We start from the raw sequence: 16,066 nt of genomic DNA, 5'->3' as shown, positions 1-16,066 counted from the left end.
ATGCTTCTCTGCATAGTCATAGGCGCAATTTTGTTATCATTACATGATTTTTTGATACTGACTGTATTTTAGCAAACTCGTCTGGGAAAGTGTAACACCAATACCAAGTCCCTGAGGCACGGTCATTGTCCCTTGCTCTAAAACAAAAGGTTCCGTGATGATATCTTCATAAAAATAGCGTTCCGTGGCTGAAATATCACCTGGAAAGGAAAAGGTAGGCTGTGACGCAAATTGCAAATTCAATGCGCGTCCGACACCAGACTCAAACATGCCACCTAACCAAACCAATAAATCATTTTCTTGGCAAAATGTGGCAATCTTCAACGCCTCGTGAATCCCACCTACACGAGGAATCTTCAAATTGATACTACGGCAACTGCCCAATGCTGACGCCACTTGGCAGTCTTTGAGACTACGAATATTTTCATCCAAACAAATTCTTGTCTTCAGTTCTCTTTGTAATTGTGCATGATCTAAAAAATCATCTGCAGCAAAAGGCTGTTCAATCATCGCTAATTGATAGTGATCTAAACGTTGCAATTGAGGCAAATCAGCCAATGTATACGCTGAATTGGCATCGACCATTAAAGGCAAGTTAGGAAAATGCTGACGAATCAAAGCAACGGGTTCCACATCATAACCGGGACGAATTTTCAGCTTCACTCGTTGATACCCTTTTTCTACAGCTAACTGAACTTGTTTAAGTAATTGAGGTAAGTCTTCTTGAATCCCTAAACTAATCCCTACAGGAATTTTCCTCCGCGTTGGTCCAAAAAATTCAGTTAAACTCTTCTGTTGCCGTTTGGCATATAAATCCCAGATGGCAGTTTCTAACGCAGCTTTTCCCATCCAATGTCCTTTAACTTCTTCAAAAATTGTTGAAACCTCTTGCGGCTGTTCAATCGCTTCTGTTAAAAGTAACGGAATTAAATGCTGTTGGATGATGAAGCGTTCGGTTACCAACGTTTCTTGCACATAATCAGGCTGCTCAAAAGCCACTAATTCGCCAAACCCTTGATTTCCTTGCTCATCCGTTATTACAAATAGATCAAACGCTTTTTCTTCCAAGCGACCATAGCTCGTGACAAACGGCGTTTTTAAAGGCAAACGAACCTGATAGGTTTCAATTGATTGAATGTTCATTCAGATGGCTCCTTCCAATAACGCTGTCACCTTTTCATAGAAAATCGTTGGTTGTTCTAAATGGATACAATGTCCTGCTTCAGGAAAAATTGTCAGCCTCAACAACGGTTGACGTGCCTGCATTTTTTTCGCAATCCCAATAAATTTTTGATCTTCGCCGCCTACCAATAAATCGGTAGGAATCGGCTGCAATTCTGCTAGACGTTCCCAGTAACTCTCTTGCGCTCCTGTACCCATATACCACAAACTGCTAGCCAACCCAAAGGCCGATTGGCTCAAACGTTCCTGACGAATGGCCATTTGCTGTGCCACAGACAAGGCTTTTTGCGTTTGAAATAACGGTAATTCTTGCCAGAAATCAATAAAATCCACAAGCGGTTCCTCTAAGAGACGTTCCGCCAAACGATGATCTTGACAGATACGAGCCTGACGTTCTGCGGCGGTGGCCAAACCTGGTGATCCACTTTCCAATAAAAGATGCTGTACCTTTTGTGGATAATGTAATGCAAAACCTAAAGCTGTTCGAGCGCCCATTGAATAGCCTAATAAACAAAAGCAAGGCAAATTTAGCGATTCGGTTAGTTCAGCAAGATCATGGCAAACCTGTTTCATGGTATAACGCTCTGGTGCTACCAAACTAGCAGTCGCGCCATGACCAGGTAAGTCAATGCCTAAAACGTTATAAGGTGTTTGACTGGGAAAAACGGCTGCAAACGTGGCTAACGTTCCTGTGAAACCGTGTAAACAGACTAGAGTCGTTCGCTTTGCATCAAAAGGTGTTAACCATTGATAATGGTACTGCATCCCCCGAATTAACCGTTCCATGAAATCCCCTGTCTTTCTACTCGTCTACCAATTTCAGCTAAAATTGATTCGTACAAATGAACATTCTCTTGGCGATTTCCTTTGACTTCTATCACTTGAAATTGTGGTTCTTCAGCCGCTGTTTGTAAAATTTGCTTAAGCTCCGCGCTTGTTTTGACTTCTTGATACGAAGCACCGTAAAGTTCAGCAACTAACGAAAAATCTAAATCAAGCGGTGTTCCAAATAAAGGCTCGAAATCGTCCTCACGTAAAGTTCGTTGAGATAGAAAAGAGAAAATCCCGCCACCGTTGTTATTTAATAAAACAATTGTTAACGGCAACTGATAACGTTTAGCCAAAAATAAACCATTCATATCATGATATAGTGCTAAATCACCAATCAGTAGAACGTTTTGCTGTGTCGGTGCTACGGCACTCATTCCTAAAGCAGTTGAAACAATCCCATCAATCCCGTTGATGCCGCGATTTCCAAACATCCGATAAGGGCGACTATCCATAAATCGATCTAAGTAGCGGATAGCCATACTATTAGATACAAATAACTGACCGTTCTCTTTCATTGTTTGGTGAACAGCTAAGCTGGCTGTTGTTTCATTTAATTCTGTCGCGTTCAGCGTTTCTAGAAGAACTTCAGAGACCGTTTTTTCCAGCAGGAGCCATTGTGCTAACCAAGTCGCTTCTGTTGGTTTGACAACCGTTAGCAGTTGTTCTACAAACGTGGTTTCCTTTGCCTGAATAACTGTTTGTGATTTTTTCAATTGCTCTTGCCATTGCCCATTTTCGTCCACAAAATAAAAAGCAGTCTCTGTCGTTGCTAAGCGTTTCAACCATAACATGATGTTTTTAGAAATTGGCAGCGAACCAAAGCGCACTACCACTTCTGGTTCTTGTGGCAAGGTCGCCACATTTAGAAACAGATCACTATGTGCAATAACAACTTCACTATTTTGCCCATGTGTCACAATGTTTGCTAAAGGATCCGCTAGTAACGGCCATTGCAAAGCTTCGGCTAATTGAATAAATAACGCCGCTTCTTTCTCTGTATGACTGCCACCGACAACCAAGACGCCGTTTTTCTGGTACCATTGATTCGCTAACTGTTGCACTTGTTCTGTAGAAAGGATTGATTGACCAGCGAATAAAGCCGTTTGTTGAGAACTCTTTGTTTTTCTCTCTAAGTCAGGTAATAATGGTTCCCGCAAAGGAAAATTCAAATGAACAGGTGCTGCAGGCGTTTGTTGCGCGAATGCTGCTCCTTTAGCGCCTTGCCAATAGGCGTAATTCAACATCTCTTCTGTTGCTTCTGGCAAAGCCATTTCAACAAATAATTTCACATGATTTTGATACATTTGTAATTGCTCCATGGCTTGAGGAGCGCCAACTTGACGTAACTCATGCGGCCGATCCGTTGTTAAAACGACTAAGGGTACATGGCTAATATTGGCTTCGCAAATTGCTGGATAATAGTTTGCAGCTGCTGTTCCAGAGGTACAAAGTAAGACCACTGGTTTTTGACTCGCTTTACTTAATCCTAAAGCAAAAAAAGCAGCGGAACGTTCATCGACATCGACAAAAGTTTGGATTGCGGTTTCCCGATGAAGTAATAAAGCCAGTGGTGTGGAACGGGACCCTGGACTAATGACTGCTTGTTCAACCCCACTATTTTTTAAGCCTTCAATAAAGGCCGTTAAATAATCGGTCATTGTTTCTTGATGATTCATTAAACCTGCCCTCCAATTCCTCGTAACATCGGTTGAAATTTTATTTTCGTTTCTTCTCTTTCTAGCTCTGCTTGGGAATCCGCAACAATACCACAACCTGCATAAAGAACGCCTTGCTGACCAGCAAAGACACCTGAACGCAAGGCCACAGCGAACTCTCCACTATCATCATTCCCTGAAATCCAACCGATTGGCGCACCATATAACCCACGACTCCCTGGCTCATATTGTCGAATCCATTCGACTGCCAACTCTTTGGGCTCACCGCCTAAAGCTGGCGTTGGGTGTAACTGCATCACACTTTCCAAGAACGAAATTCCCGGCTTACGTTGACCCGAGATTGGTACATAAAGATGTTGTACATCTCGATTTTCCAAAATAATGGGTGCTTGAATACTGTTTTCAGAAGTCGTCATCTTCGCCAACTCTTTCGCTAAACGTTCCACCACAATTTGGTGTTCTCCGGTATTTTTGCGGTCTTGTAAAAGTTGTGCTCCTAAAGCTTTCGTTTCTTCTGGTGTTTGACCCGTTTTAATGGTTCCTGCAATACAAGCGGTCGCAAACGTTTTTTTAGTACCCAACAGAAGTCGTTCTGGTGTTGCACCAATGAAACTTGTGTCTTTGGCTTCTAAAGCAAACAAATACGTATTTTGTTGTTGTGCCATTAAATTAACGAGCACTTGGTTACTTCGAATTTTTTCAGGACTGCTCACAGCAAGTTGTCGAGCCAAAACCACTTTTTTTAAAGGGCCATCTTCTCTTAAGACTGCTACTGTTTCGTTGACAGCTTGTAGCCATTCAGTCACGGCAACTTCTTCCTTGTCAATCTTTGTTTCCGCTACAGCTGGCAACTCCTCACAGGTAGCTAACAAGCGATCAAACTGAGCCACCAAAGTCGACCAACGTTCCTCGACTTCTTGTTCACTAGAACCTGAAAAGTTCAGCGTTCCATAAATACGTGAACCTGAAAAAGTAAATAGAATACTTGGTAGATAAAACCAACCTTCCCCTAACTCTCCCCAGGCCTCAGTAGGCGTTTGTTCTGTATCAAAAGGCAAACCGCCAAACAGAAGAGCCCCCGTACCAGAAATAGACATATTTTGAAAACGAGTTGCCGCATCTTTTTTTAAAAAGTTGTTCAATTGATGCGTTTCTGTTTCTGCGCCTTTTAAGATAGTTTCATATCCGAAGCCAACCAAAGCAAAATCTTTTTTCGGCGTTTGCCAAAAAAAACGTTCTCCTTGGTATGCCTTTTCACCAGCGGCAAAAATTGCCAAGGCTGTTTGTTCTGTTTCTAATGGAAAAACCCAACTGAACTGACGGGCATTCTTCTGATAGGCTTGTCGTAATTCATCAGGCAATTTCATCTGATTAAAAACGCCTCTCTTTCTTCTGTCATGAAACGATGTTTGGCAATCTTTCCACTTGCTGTTTGCGGGAAAGAATGACAAAAATAAATGCGTTTCGGTCGTTTATATTTTGCCAGTTTTCGTGAACACTGGTCTTGAATTTGCGCTAAGGTGATTTCTTGGTCACTAATCACATATGCAACTGGGACGGCTCCCCATTGCGCATCTGGTTCTCCTACAACTGCCGCTGCTTTAATTCCTGTTATCGCCTGTAACACCTGTTCAACCTCAGTGGGGTAAATATTTTCACCACCAGAGATAATGAGTTCACTTAAACGACTAACCAAATACAGGTAACCTTGTGCATCTAAATAGCCCATGTCGCCTGTTTTAAACCAACCATCTGCTGTCCATTTTTCAGGTTGACGATGGTTAAGGTAACCTGAAACAACGTTTGGTCCCTTAAGTAAAATTTCCCCGACTTGCTTTTCTGGCTGTTCTTGTCCTAGTTCATCAACAATTTTGATCTGCATATCTTTTAACGGTTGCCCAGCAGAGCCGATTTTCAGTGCCGCATCTTCAAATTTCAAGGCAACAACTTGCGAACACGTTTCCGTCATCCCATAAGATTGAATGACTGGAATCCCTTTTTCCTCACACTGCGCTAATTTATCCGGAGCAATCGGTCCGCCGCCTAATAGCATTCCTTTAAAGCTGACGCTGTAGCCAGCTTCAGGATAGACAGACAATAATTTTTGTAACATTGTCGCAACCACTGAAATAACGGTTCCACGGCCTTCTTGTAAATCTTGTGTCACTTGCTGTTCATCAAATTTATCGTAAAGGCGAATACTACAACCTAAGACGAGTTGTCGAACAACAATCGACAATCCGCTAATGTGAAATAATGGGACTGCACACAACCAACAATCTTCAGCAGTAATCCCCATATTTTCTTGGGTGCCTCTAGCACTGGCCAAATGATTTTTAAACCGTTGCAAGACCCCTTTAGGCTGTCCTGTAGTTCCAGATGTATACATAATAGAAGCCACCGACTCTAAGTCACTTGGCTGTTGAAACTCCTGATGTGAAAGACTATGCTGTTTTTTAATCATTGGCTGAACGTCGACAAAAGAAATTTCTTCTAACAAAGCCTGCGTTTCAGGCGCACCAATAATCGTTTTAACTTGCGCATCTTTTAACTGAAAAGTCAGTTCAGCAAGTGTCAAATGCGTATTTAAAAATAATAACTCTTTCCCCAATTCCCATAAGGCTAGAATTGAAAAATACAACTCTTTGCTGTTCTTACTGAATAAAGCCACACGTTTTTCTTCTGGTGCAAGCACCTGTTGATATGTGGCTACCCAATGGCTGACTTCTTGTTGCACTTCTAAAAACGTCCAAGATTCATCCTGAAAATAAAAAGCAGGATGATCGGGACGTTTTTGTACTTGTTTATTTAACCAAGTCATTGGTTTATGGGAATTTAGGGAATTGATCGAAATCTGGTGTCCGTTTTTCTTTAAATGCATCTCGGCCTTCTTGTGCTTCAGCCATTGTATAGTAAAGAAGTGTCGCATCACCAGCTAATTGTTGCACACCAGCCAAGCCATCTGTATCGGCATTTAAAGAGGCTTTAATCATCCGTAAAGCAATCGGGCTTTTGGTTAACATTTCTTCTGCCCACTCCATTGTCACATCTTCTACTTGATCCAATGGAACAACGGTATTAATCCAGCCCATATCTAAAGCTTCTTGGGCAGAATATTGTTTACACATAAACCAAACTTCTTTCGCTTTTTTATGGCCGATAACGCGCGCCAAGTAACCTGAGCCGTATCCACCATCAAAGCTACCGACATTTGGTCCTGTTTGCCCAAACTTAGCATTTTCAGCCGCAATTGTTAAATCACAAACTAATTGTAAAACATTGCCGCCGCCAATGGACCAGCCTTTCACCATTGCGATGACTGGTTTGGGAATGACACGGATTAACCGTTGTAAATCTAACACATTTAAACGTGGAATGTTGTCTTCGCCAACATAACCACCATTACCTCGAACTTTTTGATCGCCACCCGAACAGAATGCTTGGTCACCTGCCCCTGTTAAAATAATAACCCCGACATCTTCTTTATCACGACTAATGTTGAATGCATCAATCATTTCCATGACTGTTTTTGGTGTGAATGCGTTGTGAACATGCGGGCGGTTGATAGTAATTTTTGCTACTTTGCCTGCTTGCTCAAATAAAATTTCATCATATTCTTTAATTGTTGTCCAGTTTCTCATTAGGAAACCTCCTTCATTAATCTCATCTTTTCTATTATACACAAGAATCGGCACTTTAGAGAAAAAGTCGCTTGAATTTTAAGAAAAAACATGGCTATTTCAAATTTTCTTCATTCCTGTATAATAAATAAAAAACCTTTTATTCTCTCTTTTATTAGAAAGGACTGATTACTATTCATCTTTTAGAGTATTTAGGCATCACGATTCAACACGTTTCTGCTGAGAAATGTCAGCTTACTTTAGCGGTAAAAGACGTGCATAAACAACCCTATGGCCTTGTCCACGGGGGCTTAAACGGCGTCTTAATTGAAACTGCCTGTAGTTTAGGTGCGAACGAAAACGTTCCTGAAAACACTTTTGCTGTCGGCATAGACTTACAAGTAAATCATCTTCGTAGTGTCCATGATGGTAGCCTTACCGTGATTGCGACGCCCGATCACTCGGGAAAGACCCTTCAAGTTTGGGAAGCAAAAATTTATAACGCAGACCACCAATTGACGAGCGTGGGGCGTTGTACCTTAACAAATCGACAAAAAAAACAGTAATCTTTACAGGTTACTGTTTTTTTGTTTATGGTTTTTAATAAGTAATTAGATTACTTCGTTTATTTAATTTTAGTACCAACCATTTGCTAACCAGAATGATTTAGCTGCATCCCATGAACCATAGCGACCTGCTACGTACTGATCTGCCACGCGTTCTTGGTTGGCAGGTGAATAGTCACCATTTAAATAAGAGGCAGATAATTGGTAACGACCGATATACTGACCGTTTGTTGCATCGTAAGAACCACTAGATTCACGTTGTGCGATCCACTCTTTTGCATCACTGCTTGCGGCAGGTGCTGCTGGTTGCGCTACTTCTTGAGCAACAGGTTGTTGTACTTCTTGTTGTACTGGTTGTGCAACAGGTTGTTCAACTACTTGTTGAACTGGTGCAACTTCTACAGCTGGTGCTGGAGTATTAGCAACTTCTTTTTCTGAACGAATAACTAATTGTTCTCCTTCAAAAATTAAATCAAGGTTTGGCAATTTGTTATCAGAAGCAATTTTTTGAATTAAGCTATTGTCTCCTGCAAATTGATGAGAAATTGTTGATAAAGTATCTCCTGCTTTAACTGTATATAAGCTTTCTGCGTTTGCGTCTGTTCCTAAGAATAATCCTAAACCTGCGGCCAAAGTTGTTCCAAGTAAAATCGTTTTGATTGATTTCATGTATGTTTCTCCTTTGTAATTAAAAATATTTGATTGTTGCTCTTAGCACTCGGCAACAACCACGTCTGCTTCGCTTTATCGAAACGACTTCACATACTTTATCATCGAATGGCCGGCCGTAGGTGAATATCTCGTGACAATTTATTACTAGAATGTCGGTTTTGTTACATTTTGTAATAAAAAGCTGCTGGAAGCTTGATATTATCCTGTTTATATTTTGCGAAAAAAAGTTAAAAAAACAGGATTTTATTTTTGAGAAACCGTTTTCCAACCCTTGATTAGCCCTTAAATGTCGGTTTTTTTACATTCGTTTCAGTCAAAAAGTAACAAAATGTTAAAGATACTAGACATAAGAATGTTTTTTTCAAAATTCACGCCTAAAAAGAACAGGTGTTTTCTTTGAATTTTTTTATCATTTACTATTTTTATTTTTCCTTCTATTATATAGTTAAATTTTATATCGTATTCATTTTTCGATTCTGAAAAAACACTAAGCACTTCCTATTGAAACAAAAAGAGTTAAACAAAAAAATCTTATATTTTGCTTGTTATTTATTCATTTTAATCTTATTCAAAAAAGGAACAGCTAAAGCAACTATGAAAACAAAGTATTGAAAATAAAGCAGAATAAATATTCATTTTTATTGTAATTCACGAATAAAAAACAAACAATCACTCGAACGCTTGTTATTTAAAAACGTAATCAGTTTTTTCTCTTTCTATTTTCCAATCTATGAGTAATAAAATATATGAATCTACATTTAAGTCATTTTATTATCAAATATTCTGAATATTATAAGAATTGGAGTTTTATCTATGAGTGACAAAGAACAACTTGAGAAATTAGACAAATCCTTTCTGGGACAACCGAAAGGACTAGCAACACTGTTCTTCACAGAAATGTGGGAACGTTTCAGTTACTACGGCATGCGTGCTATTCTAATGTATTACATTTACGATACCGTAGCCAATGGCGGTTTAGGTCTCCCCAAAGCAACTGCCTTAGCCATCATGTCCATTTATGGATCAATGGTTTTCATGTCCAGTATCATTGGCGGTTGGGTCTCTGACCGTGTCTTAGGTTCAAGGAAAACTGTTTTTATTGGTGGTTTGTTAATCATTGCTGGACATATTGTTCTCGCTACCCCATTTGGTGTCCCCGCCTTATTCGTTTCTATTATGTTAATTGTATTTGGGACTGGGATGTTAAAACCAAACGTTTCAGGGATGGTTGGCCATCTTTATTCAAAAACTGACTTACGTAGAGATGCAGGCTTCTCCATTTTTTACATGGGGATTAATATCGGAGCCTTAATCGCTCCCCTTGTTGTCGGAACTTTAGGACAAGAATATAATTATCATTTAGGCTTTTCCGTTGCCGCAGTTGGGATGTTCTTCGGGCTACTACAATATTATTTCCAAGGACGTAAATCTCTGGCTGGGATTGGTCAAGCCCCAACTAATCCAATGTCTAAAGAAGAGCAAAAGAAATTTGCTAAAGCATTTATGTTGGCAATTGTCGTTGCTTTACTTATTTTTGGTGGCGCCTATGTCACAGGACATTTAACAATTGATTTCTTTATTAATACCATCAGCGTGTTAGGAATCCTGTTACCAGTTTATTATTTCAGCAAAATGTTAACGTCTAAAGATGTCACTGCTGAAGAAAAACCAAAAGTTCTGGCTTACTTGCCATTATTCTTAGCAGCAATTGTTTTCTGGTCATTGGAAGAACAAGGTTCGTCTATTCTTGCTCTATTTGCAAATGAACGGACGCAAACGAGTTTGTTTGGCTTCCCGATTGCCGCTAGCTGGTTCCAATCATTAAATCCTGTATTCGTAGTTATTTTGACCCCTATTTTTGTTACATTATGGACAAAACTAGGTAAACGTCAACCATCAACAGTTGTGAAGTTTTCACTAGGGCTAGTCTTTGCTGGTCTTTCCTTCGTCTTATTAATGTTGCCAGGTCTACTTTATGGTACCGAAGGACGGGTGAGTCCACTTTGGTTATTCTTTAGTTTCTTCATTATGATTGTCGGAGAAATGTGTTTATCTCCCGTTGGCTTATCGATTACTACAAAATTAGCACCGAAAGCTTTCGAAGCTCAAACCGTTGCTATTTGGTTATTAGCAGATGCCGCTTCACAAGCCATTAACGCTCAAATTGCTCGTTTCTATACACCTGGAACAGAGTCAGCATATTTTGGGATTGTCGGACTTGTAGCTGTCGTTGCTGGGATTCTCTTATTCATTGTGAAAAAACCAATCCAAAACTTAATGGGTGACGTCCGTTAAACCGTCAAAAAAGTTGCCTTTCTCTTTTTTGAAAGGCAACTTTTTTATACAGCTTTTTGATAACGTTTTCATCAAGTGGTATACTAAATAGAAGGAGGACGAGGACATGCGTTACTTAATTGGCGGTATTTTTTTATTGATTAGTATCTGGCAATTCATTGTTACTGGACGAACATTTTCCTACTTAAAGAAAGAGGGCGGCAAAAGAACCTCACCATTTATTCTGTTAGGACTATGGAGTAGTTTAGTGTTTGCTATTATTTCATTTGCTGTGGCGATTGCTTCTTTCTTTTATGTGAGTTTTTAGTAGAAGGCTAGCCATAAGTAAAAGGAGCGAAATTGCTAGTCTCGCTCCTTTTACTTATTTTTTATGGTTGTTTTCCAATATAAGCTAAAATTCCACCATCGACATATAAGATATGTCCGTTAACAAAGTCAGAAGCGTTAGATGCTAAGAAAACTGCTGGGCCAGCTAAGTCTGCTGGTGTGCCCCAACGATTAGCAGGTGTTCGTCCCAAGATGAATTCGTTAAATGGATGCCCTGGTTCTCTTAATGGTGCCGTCTGCGGCGTTTCAATGTAGCCAGGTCCAATCCCATTACATTGAATATTATATTGTCCATATTCAGAAGCAATATTTTTCGTTAACATTTTTAGTCCGCCTTTTGCTGCTGCGTACGCACTAACTGTTTCACGACCTAGTTCACTCATCATTGAACAGATATTGATAATTTTGCCATGACCCTTTTCAATCATATCTGGAATAACCGCTTTTGCCATAATAAATGGCGCATTCAAGTCAACATCAATCACTTGACGGAACTCTTCTGCTGACATCTCCACCATTGGAATTCGTTTAATAATTCCCGCATTATTGACTAAAATATCAATAGAGCCGACTTCTTCTTTAATCTGAGCAACCATCGCTTGAACTTGCTCTTCATCAGTGACATCACACACATAACCACGTGCTTCAATCCCTGCAGCCCGATAATTTTCCAAACCTTGTTCAACTGATTCAGGAGATAAGTTATTAAAAACAATTGTTGCTCCTGCTTCAGCTAGGGATTTCGCAATCTCAAAGCCAATCCCATAGACAGCACCTGTAATTAACGCTACTTTTCCATCTAATTGAAAATCATTCATTTTAAATTCCATGTTTTCTCCTCTTTCTTTGGTTTATTTTAATTGATCCATTGCAACCATATCCATGTCTGTGTACGTAATATTTTCTCCGCACATGGCCCAAATAAAGGAATAATTACTTGTACCAACCCCAGAATGAATTGACCAGCTTGGTGAAATGGCTGCTTGTTCATTACTCATTACTAAATGTTTCGTTTCGTCTGGTTTACCCATCATGTGGAAAATCCGCGTATCTTCTTCCATATCAAAATAAACATACGCTTCCATACGACGTTCATGTGTATGACAAGGCATTGTATTCCAAGCGCTACCTGGTTCTAAAATGGTGTAGCCCATTTGTAACTGGCAACTTTCACAAACGTTCGGATGAATGTATTGGTAAATTTTACGTTGGTTCAATGTTAATGGATCACCCGTTTCCATTGGGGTAATTACATCAATACTAATTTTTACGTTGGGATATTTATGATGTGCTGGCACACAACTAATGTAAAATTTCGCTGGATCATCAGGGTTTTCTGAAGAAAAACGAACATGTTTTGTTTCTTTCCCAATATAATAGCCATCTTGTTTTTTCATTGTTTCTTTGGCGCCATCAATTTCAATAAAGCCTGGTCCCCCAATATTAATAACCCCTAGTTCACGGCGTTCTAAGAAATAGTCAACCCCTAATTCTTTGTCCAAAATAATTTCTAATTCTTCTGTGGTCGGTGTCACACCACCAAAAATCATCCGATCATTATGTGTGTAGGTTAAGCTGATTGCACCTGGAATAAAAACTTTCTCTACTAAAAATTCATCTCTCAATTGTTCTGTTGAATAGTGACGGATATCCGCCGGACTATGTGTATAACGTGTTTCCATATTTTGCATAACTAAAATCTCCTATCTATTTATTTTTCCTGAGCCCGTTGCCAAAAAAGCAAGGACTTCTTTTTGACTAAATTGATTACAATCACCATGGACAGTATGTTTTAACGCACTAGCCGCTGTCGCAAAATCAATGCAGGTTTGTGGATCATAGGCAGCTAATATGCCATGTAAAACCCCACCAGCAAACGCATCACCGGCACCGACACGGTCAACAATCGGTTGTAATCGATGACATTTGGACGTATAATACGCACCTTTGTACCATAGCGTTCCGATTAATTCATTATCTGTCGCTGAGTGTACTTGACGTTTGGTTGAATAAAATACTTGAATGTTGGGATAACGTTCTTGCATTTTTCGGTAGTACCACGTTAATGCGTCTTCAAGTTCTTCCTCTGGTTCTGGAATCTCCAGTAAATAACGAGCATCTAATACCCCAGCTGAACAAATATCAACAAATGGAAGAATGGCCTTCAATGCCACGCTCGCTTCTTTCTGGGACCAAAGTTTCCCTCGATAATTAATGTCAAAACTTACTTGGCACCCTGCTTGCTTCGCTGCTTTAACTAACGCAACCGTCATACTTTGCCAATTTTTTGATAACGCCGCTGTAATCCCTGAAATATGAAAGATCTCTACTCCTGAAAACAGCTCATGTAAGTCCCATTCCATTTCTTCGATTTGAGCAAAGCTTGAATAGGCGCGATCATAGACAACACTGGCTGCTCGTTCTCCTGTACCAGTTTCCAAGTAATACGTTCCTAGACGTGTTCCGCCAGTTCGTACAAATTCCGTTGAAACCCCATAACGACTTAAATGCTTTTTGGCGGCTTCTCCTAATGAATTATCGGGCACTTTACTAGCAAAAGTCACTTGGTGGCCATAGTTCGCTAACGAAATCGCTACATTCGCTTCACCACCGCCGTAATGTACAGCGAAATTTTCTGTTTGTGCTACGCGTATTCCGACAGGCGTGGACAAACGCAACATGATTTCTCCCAATGTTACGACTTTCCCCATGTGCCTACACCCCTTTGATTGCTTGGAATTTTTCCATATAGGCTTGGGCAACCTCACGAACTTTTTCAAAATCCCCAGTTGCTGCTGGCGCTAACAGATTACCGCCAACACCGACGGCCGTCACACCTGCAGCGAACCACTCGGCCATATTTTCCAAACTGACACCACCCGTTGGCATAATATTTAACTGAGGCAATGGCGCTTTAAATGCCGAAATAACACTCGGTCCATAAACACTTCCCGGAAATAGTTTAATAATATCTGCTCCGCTTTTCAGTGCTTCTTTCATTTCTGTGATGGTCATACAGCCTGGCAAGTAAGGAACTTGATATAAATTGCAAATTTTAGCGGTTTCTTCATCGAAGCTTGGACTCACAATATATTCAGCCCCTGCTACAATAGCTAAACGAGCAGTCGTAGCATCCAAAACTGTCCCCGCACCAATGACTACGTCAGGATTCTCTTGGTATAACGCAACTAATTCCTGAATCACTTCTGTTGCTTGAGGAACAGTAAAGGTTAACTCAATCCCCCGCATACCGCCTGCTACAATGGCTTGACTAGCTTTTAGTGCTTCCTCTTTTGTCTTTCCGCGAACCACAGCAATCACGCCAGCATTTTCTAATTTTTGTAAAATTGATACTCGCTTCAACAGACTCCCTCATTTCTTATTTAGAAATATATATTTATTATAAAGAAATTCACAACTTCATTATACAGATAAAAAAAGAAAATGCAAACGTTTTTACAAAAATAAAAAAAGAAAGACAAACAAAAATCCCAATCGACTTTTGTTTGGCTTTCTTTTTCTACTATAATTTCGCTTCAATCGCTGCTTTTGTTGCTAAAAGGGCTTGATTAATCGTCGTTTTATTTTCCTCTGTCAAACGATATTTCGGCATGCTCACACTAAAAGCACCCGCAATTTCGCCATCTTTCATTAAAGATACTCCGCTACAGAAAATATCTTGTTCAATTTCTTCATCATCGTAAGCAACCCCCGTTTGTTGCACTTGTTTTAATTCTTTTTTCAAACGCAAGGGATTGGTAATCGTATTTTCGGTATAGGGAATTAATGTCTGCGTGTCTAAATATTGTTGCACTTGTTCTTCCGTAAATTCTGCTAAAACGGCTTTACCCATGGCCGAATTATACAAAGGTCGAGTAATTCCCACTTTCGAGGACATGCGAATGGTTTGATTTTTCGGTTCTAATTTATTGATATACAGAATTTCATTATTATTTAAAATCCCTAAATGAATGGTTTCATCGACCGTATTTTGAAGGTTTTCTAAATAAGGTACCGCAATTTCAGCTAAATCGATTTGCTCCACACTTTGATTCGCATAGCGAATCAATTTTGTTCCTAAGCGGTACGTTTTGTTCGTGTCTTTTTGAACATAGCCAATTAATGTTAAGGTTTCTAAAATTTTGATTGCCGTTGATGCCGTCATTTCGGTATTCTTTGCAATTTCCTGTAAGGTTTGATCGGGTTGTAAACTTAGACAGTCCATGATTTTAGCCGCTTTTAACAAGACTGTTCCGTAAGGTTTTGTTTCTTTCATCGAAACCCTCCTTTTCCATATAAGAAATTATATAGAAAAATAAAGAAATTGCAAGAAAAAAAGAACTCGAAGATTCATTCAGTAACGTTTTACTTTCACTTCAGGTCTTTCTCCCAGTCCTATTTCATTCTTATTTTCTTTTCTTTAACTCATCAGAAACATCTGCATCCTTAGGAATTAAAAGATACTCACTAACTTCTGTGGTTTCATTAAATACGACATATAATTTTTGTTCTTCATCGAAATCGCCCAAATCAATCGCTACGTAATTGGGACAAACTTCTGAGATACCATGAAACATTTGACTAAAGATTTTTTTCGTCATCCCCACATTACGATGCTGCTCTTCTGCTTTTTCCACCGCACTTTGTAACGTATATCCTTCATCTAAAAAACGCTTGATCCAATGCACTTTGACGACTGTATGTAACCGATATTTCCGTGGACCGTTTGCGTCTTTCGCAATGGAAGAAATATACCCTTTTTCTTCCCAATAACGAAGTTGACGTGGCGAAACTTCAGCAATTTCACTTAGTTCACTAATTCCTATCAACAAATTTTCTTCATTTAACAAACGCTGAATCATTTTTGACCACATTAGTTTAACTTCCTTTCCCTTAT

17 protein-coding genes are annotated in these 16,066 nt (G+C 39.6%); 3 read left to right on the top strand and 14 right to left on the bottom strand.

The features are described 5' to 3' along the window. Window positions 1-39: 39 nt before the first annotated feature. Genes menC through menB form a run of 6 tightly spaced genes read right to left on the bottom strand, consistent with a single transcriptional unit; the run spans window position 40 to window position 7,330 of the window. Entirely contained in the window at window positions 40-1,143 is a 1,104-nt protein-coding gene (menC, locus tag AB1I62_RS02555; RefSeq protein WP_002375853.1) for an o-succinylbenzoate synthase, read from the bottom strand. Then, window positions 1,144-1,968, bottom strand: coding sequence for a 2-succinyl-6-hydroxy-2,4-cyclohexadiene-1-carboxylate synthase (gene menH, locus AB1I62_RS02550; protein ID WP_002375851.1), 825 nt, complete (start codon window positions 1,966-1,968; stop codon window positions 1,144-1,146). Continuing rightward, on the bottom strand, window positions 1,956-3,689 hold the full coding sequence (menD, locus tag AB1I62_RS02545) for a 2-succinyl-5-enolpyruvyl-6-hydroxy-3-cyclohexene-1-carboxylic-acid synthase (RefSeq protein ID WP_048737100.1): 1,734 nt from the start codon (window positions 3,687-3,689) through the stop codon (window positions 1,956-1,958). Before menD ends, menH begins: the two co-directional genes overlap by 13 nt. Further along, entirely contained in the window at window positions 3,689-5,056 is a 1,368-nt protein-coding gene (locus AB1I62_RS02540; protein WP_048737103.1) for an isochorismate synthase, read from the bottom strand. The genes menD and AB1I62_RS02540 overlap by 1 nt, the downstream gene beginning before the upstream one ends. Continuing rightward, on the bottom strand, window positions 5,053-6,510 hold the full coding sequence (locus tag AB1I62_RS02535) for an o-succinylbenzoate--CoA ligase (protein WP_048737166.1): 1,458 nt from the start codon (window positions 6,508-6,510) through the stop codon (window positions 5,053-5,055). The genes AB1I62_RS02540 and AB1I62_RS02535 overlap by 4 nt, the downstream gene beginning before the upstream one ends. A 4-nt stretch (window positions 6,511-6,514) precedes the next feature. Then, a complete protein-coding gene (gene menB / locus AB1I62_RS02530; protein WP_002361188.1) occupies window positions 6,515-7,330 on the bottom strand; it encodes a 1,4-dihydroxy-2-naphthoyl-CoA synthase in 816 nt (271 codons plus the stop codon). Window positions 7,331-7,494: 164 nt separating this feature from the next. On the opposite strand from menB, the gene AB1I62_RS02525 reads away from it, so the two are divergent. After that, window positions 7,495-7,875: a PaaI family thioesterase gene (locus AB1I62_RS02525; RefSeq protein ID WP_002361187.1), complete on the top strand. Its 381-nt coding sequence runs from the start codon at window positions 7,495-7,497 to the stop codon at window positions 7,873-7,875. A 69-nt stretch (window positions 7,876-7,944) separates the two neighbouring features. Here AB1I62_RS02525 and AB1I62_RS02520 read toward each other — a convergent pair whose 3' ends face one another. Then, window positions 7,945-8,544 (bottom strand): LysM peptidoglycan-binding domain-containing protein, encoded by a 600-nt coding sequence (locus AB1I62_RS02520; protein ID WP_002355317.1) that lies wholly within the window; start codon window positions 8,542-8,544, stop codon window positions 7,945-7,947. A 312-nt stretch (window positions 8,545-8,856) separates the two neighbouring features. After that, window positions 8,857-9,042: a hypothetical protein gene (locus AB1I62_RS02515; protein ID WP_308726318.1), complete on the bottom strand. Its 186-nt coding sequence runs from the start codon at window positions 9,040-9,042 to the stop codon at window positions 8,857-8,859. Window positions 9,043-9,360: 318 nt separating this feature from the next. Between AB1I62_RS02515 and AB1I62_RS02510 the strand changes: the two genes are divergently transcribed. Continuing rightward, window positions 9,361-10,842, top strand: a complete 1,482-nt coding sequence (locus AB1I62_RS02510) for a peptide MFS transporter (protein ID WP_002355315.1) — start codon at window positions 9,361-9,363, stop codon at window positions 10,840-10,842. A gap of 106 nt (window positions 10,843-10,948) precedes the next feature. Next, window positions 10,949-11,149 (top strand): hypothetical protein, encoded by a 201-nt coding sequence (locus tag AB1I62_RS02505; RefSeq protein ID WP_002355314.1) that lies wholly within the window; start codon window positions 10,949-10,951, stop codon window positions 11,147-11,149. A gap of 61 nt (window positions 11,150-11,210) precedes the next feature. Here AB1I62_RS02505 and AB1I62_RS02500 read toward each other — a convergent pair whose 3' ends face one another. The 6 genes from AB1I62_RS02500 to AB1I62_RS02475 all read right to left on the bottom strand — a co-directional run bounded on the left by AB1I62_RS02500 (window position 11,211) and on the right by AB1I62_RS02475 (window position 16,043). Beyond that, on the bottom strand, window positions 11,211-11,999 hold the full coding sequence (locus AB1I62_RS02500; RefSeq protein WP_002355302.1) for a gluconate 5-dehydrogenase: 789 nt from the start codon (window positions 11,997-11,999) through the stop codon (window positions 11,211-11,213). Between the two features lie 21 nt (window positions 12,000-12,020). Next, window positions 12,021-12,860 (bottom strand): 5-dehydro-4-deoxy-D-glucuronate isomerase, encoded by an 840-nt coding sequence (kduI, locus tag AB1I62_RS02495; protein WP_164978383.1) that lies wholly within the window; start codon window positions 12,858-12,860, stop codon window positions 12,021-12,023. A gap of 12 nt (window positions 12,861-12,872) precedes the next feature. Beyond that, complete coding sequence (locus AB1I62_RS02490) at window positions 12,873-13,880, bottom strand: sugar kinase (protein WP_002385349.1); 1,008 nt, start codon at window positions 13,878-13,880, stop codon at window positions 12,873-12,875. Between the two features lie 4 nt (window positions 13,881-13,884). Further along, window positions 13,885-14,532, bottom strand: a complete 648-nt coding sequence (locus tag AB1I62_RS02485; protein WP_002367887.1) for a bifunctional 2-keto-4-hydroxyglutarate aldolase/2-keto-3-deoxy-6-phosphogluconate aldolase — start codon at window positions 14,530-14,532, stop codon at window positions 13,885-13,887. Window positions 14,533-14,692: 160 nt separating this feature from the next. After that, window positions 14,693-15,445: an IclR family transcriptional regulator gene (locus AB1I62_RS02480; RefSeq protein WP_002397543.1), complete on the bottom strand. Its 753-nt coding sequence runs from the start codon at window positions 15,443-15,445 to the stop codon at window positions 14,693-14,695. A gap of 130 nt (window positions 15,446-15,575) precedes the next feature. Continuing rightward, complete coding sequence (locus tag AB1I62_RS02475) at window positions 15,576-16,043, bottom strand: MerR family transcriptional regulator (protein WP_002383688.1); 468 nt, start codon at window positions 16,041-16,043, stop codon at window positions 15,576-15,578. Window positions 16,044-16,066: the final 23 nt, after the last annotated feature.

The sequence above is a fragment of the Enterococcus sp. AN402 genome (genome assembly GCF_040719405.1).
GTDB classification, from domain to species: Bacteria; Bacillota; Bacilli; order Lactobacillales; family Enterococcaceae; genus Enterococcus; species Enterococcus faecalis.
Note: the sequence above shows the minus strand (reverse complement) of the source record. Positions and strands in the feature narration are given on the sequence as shown.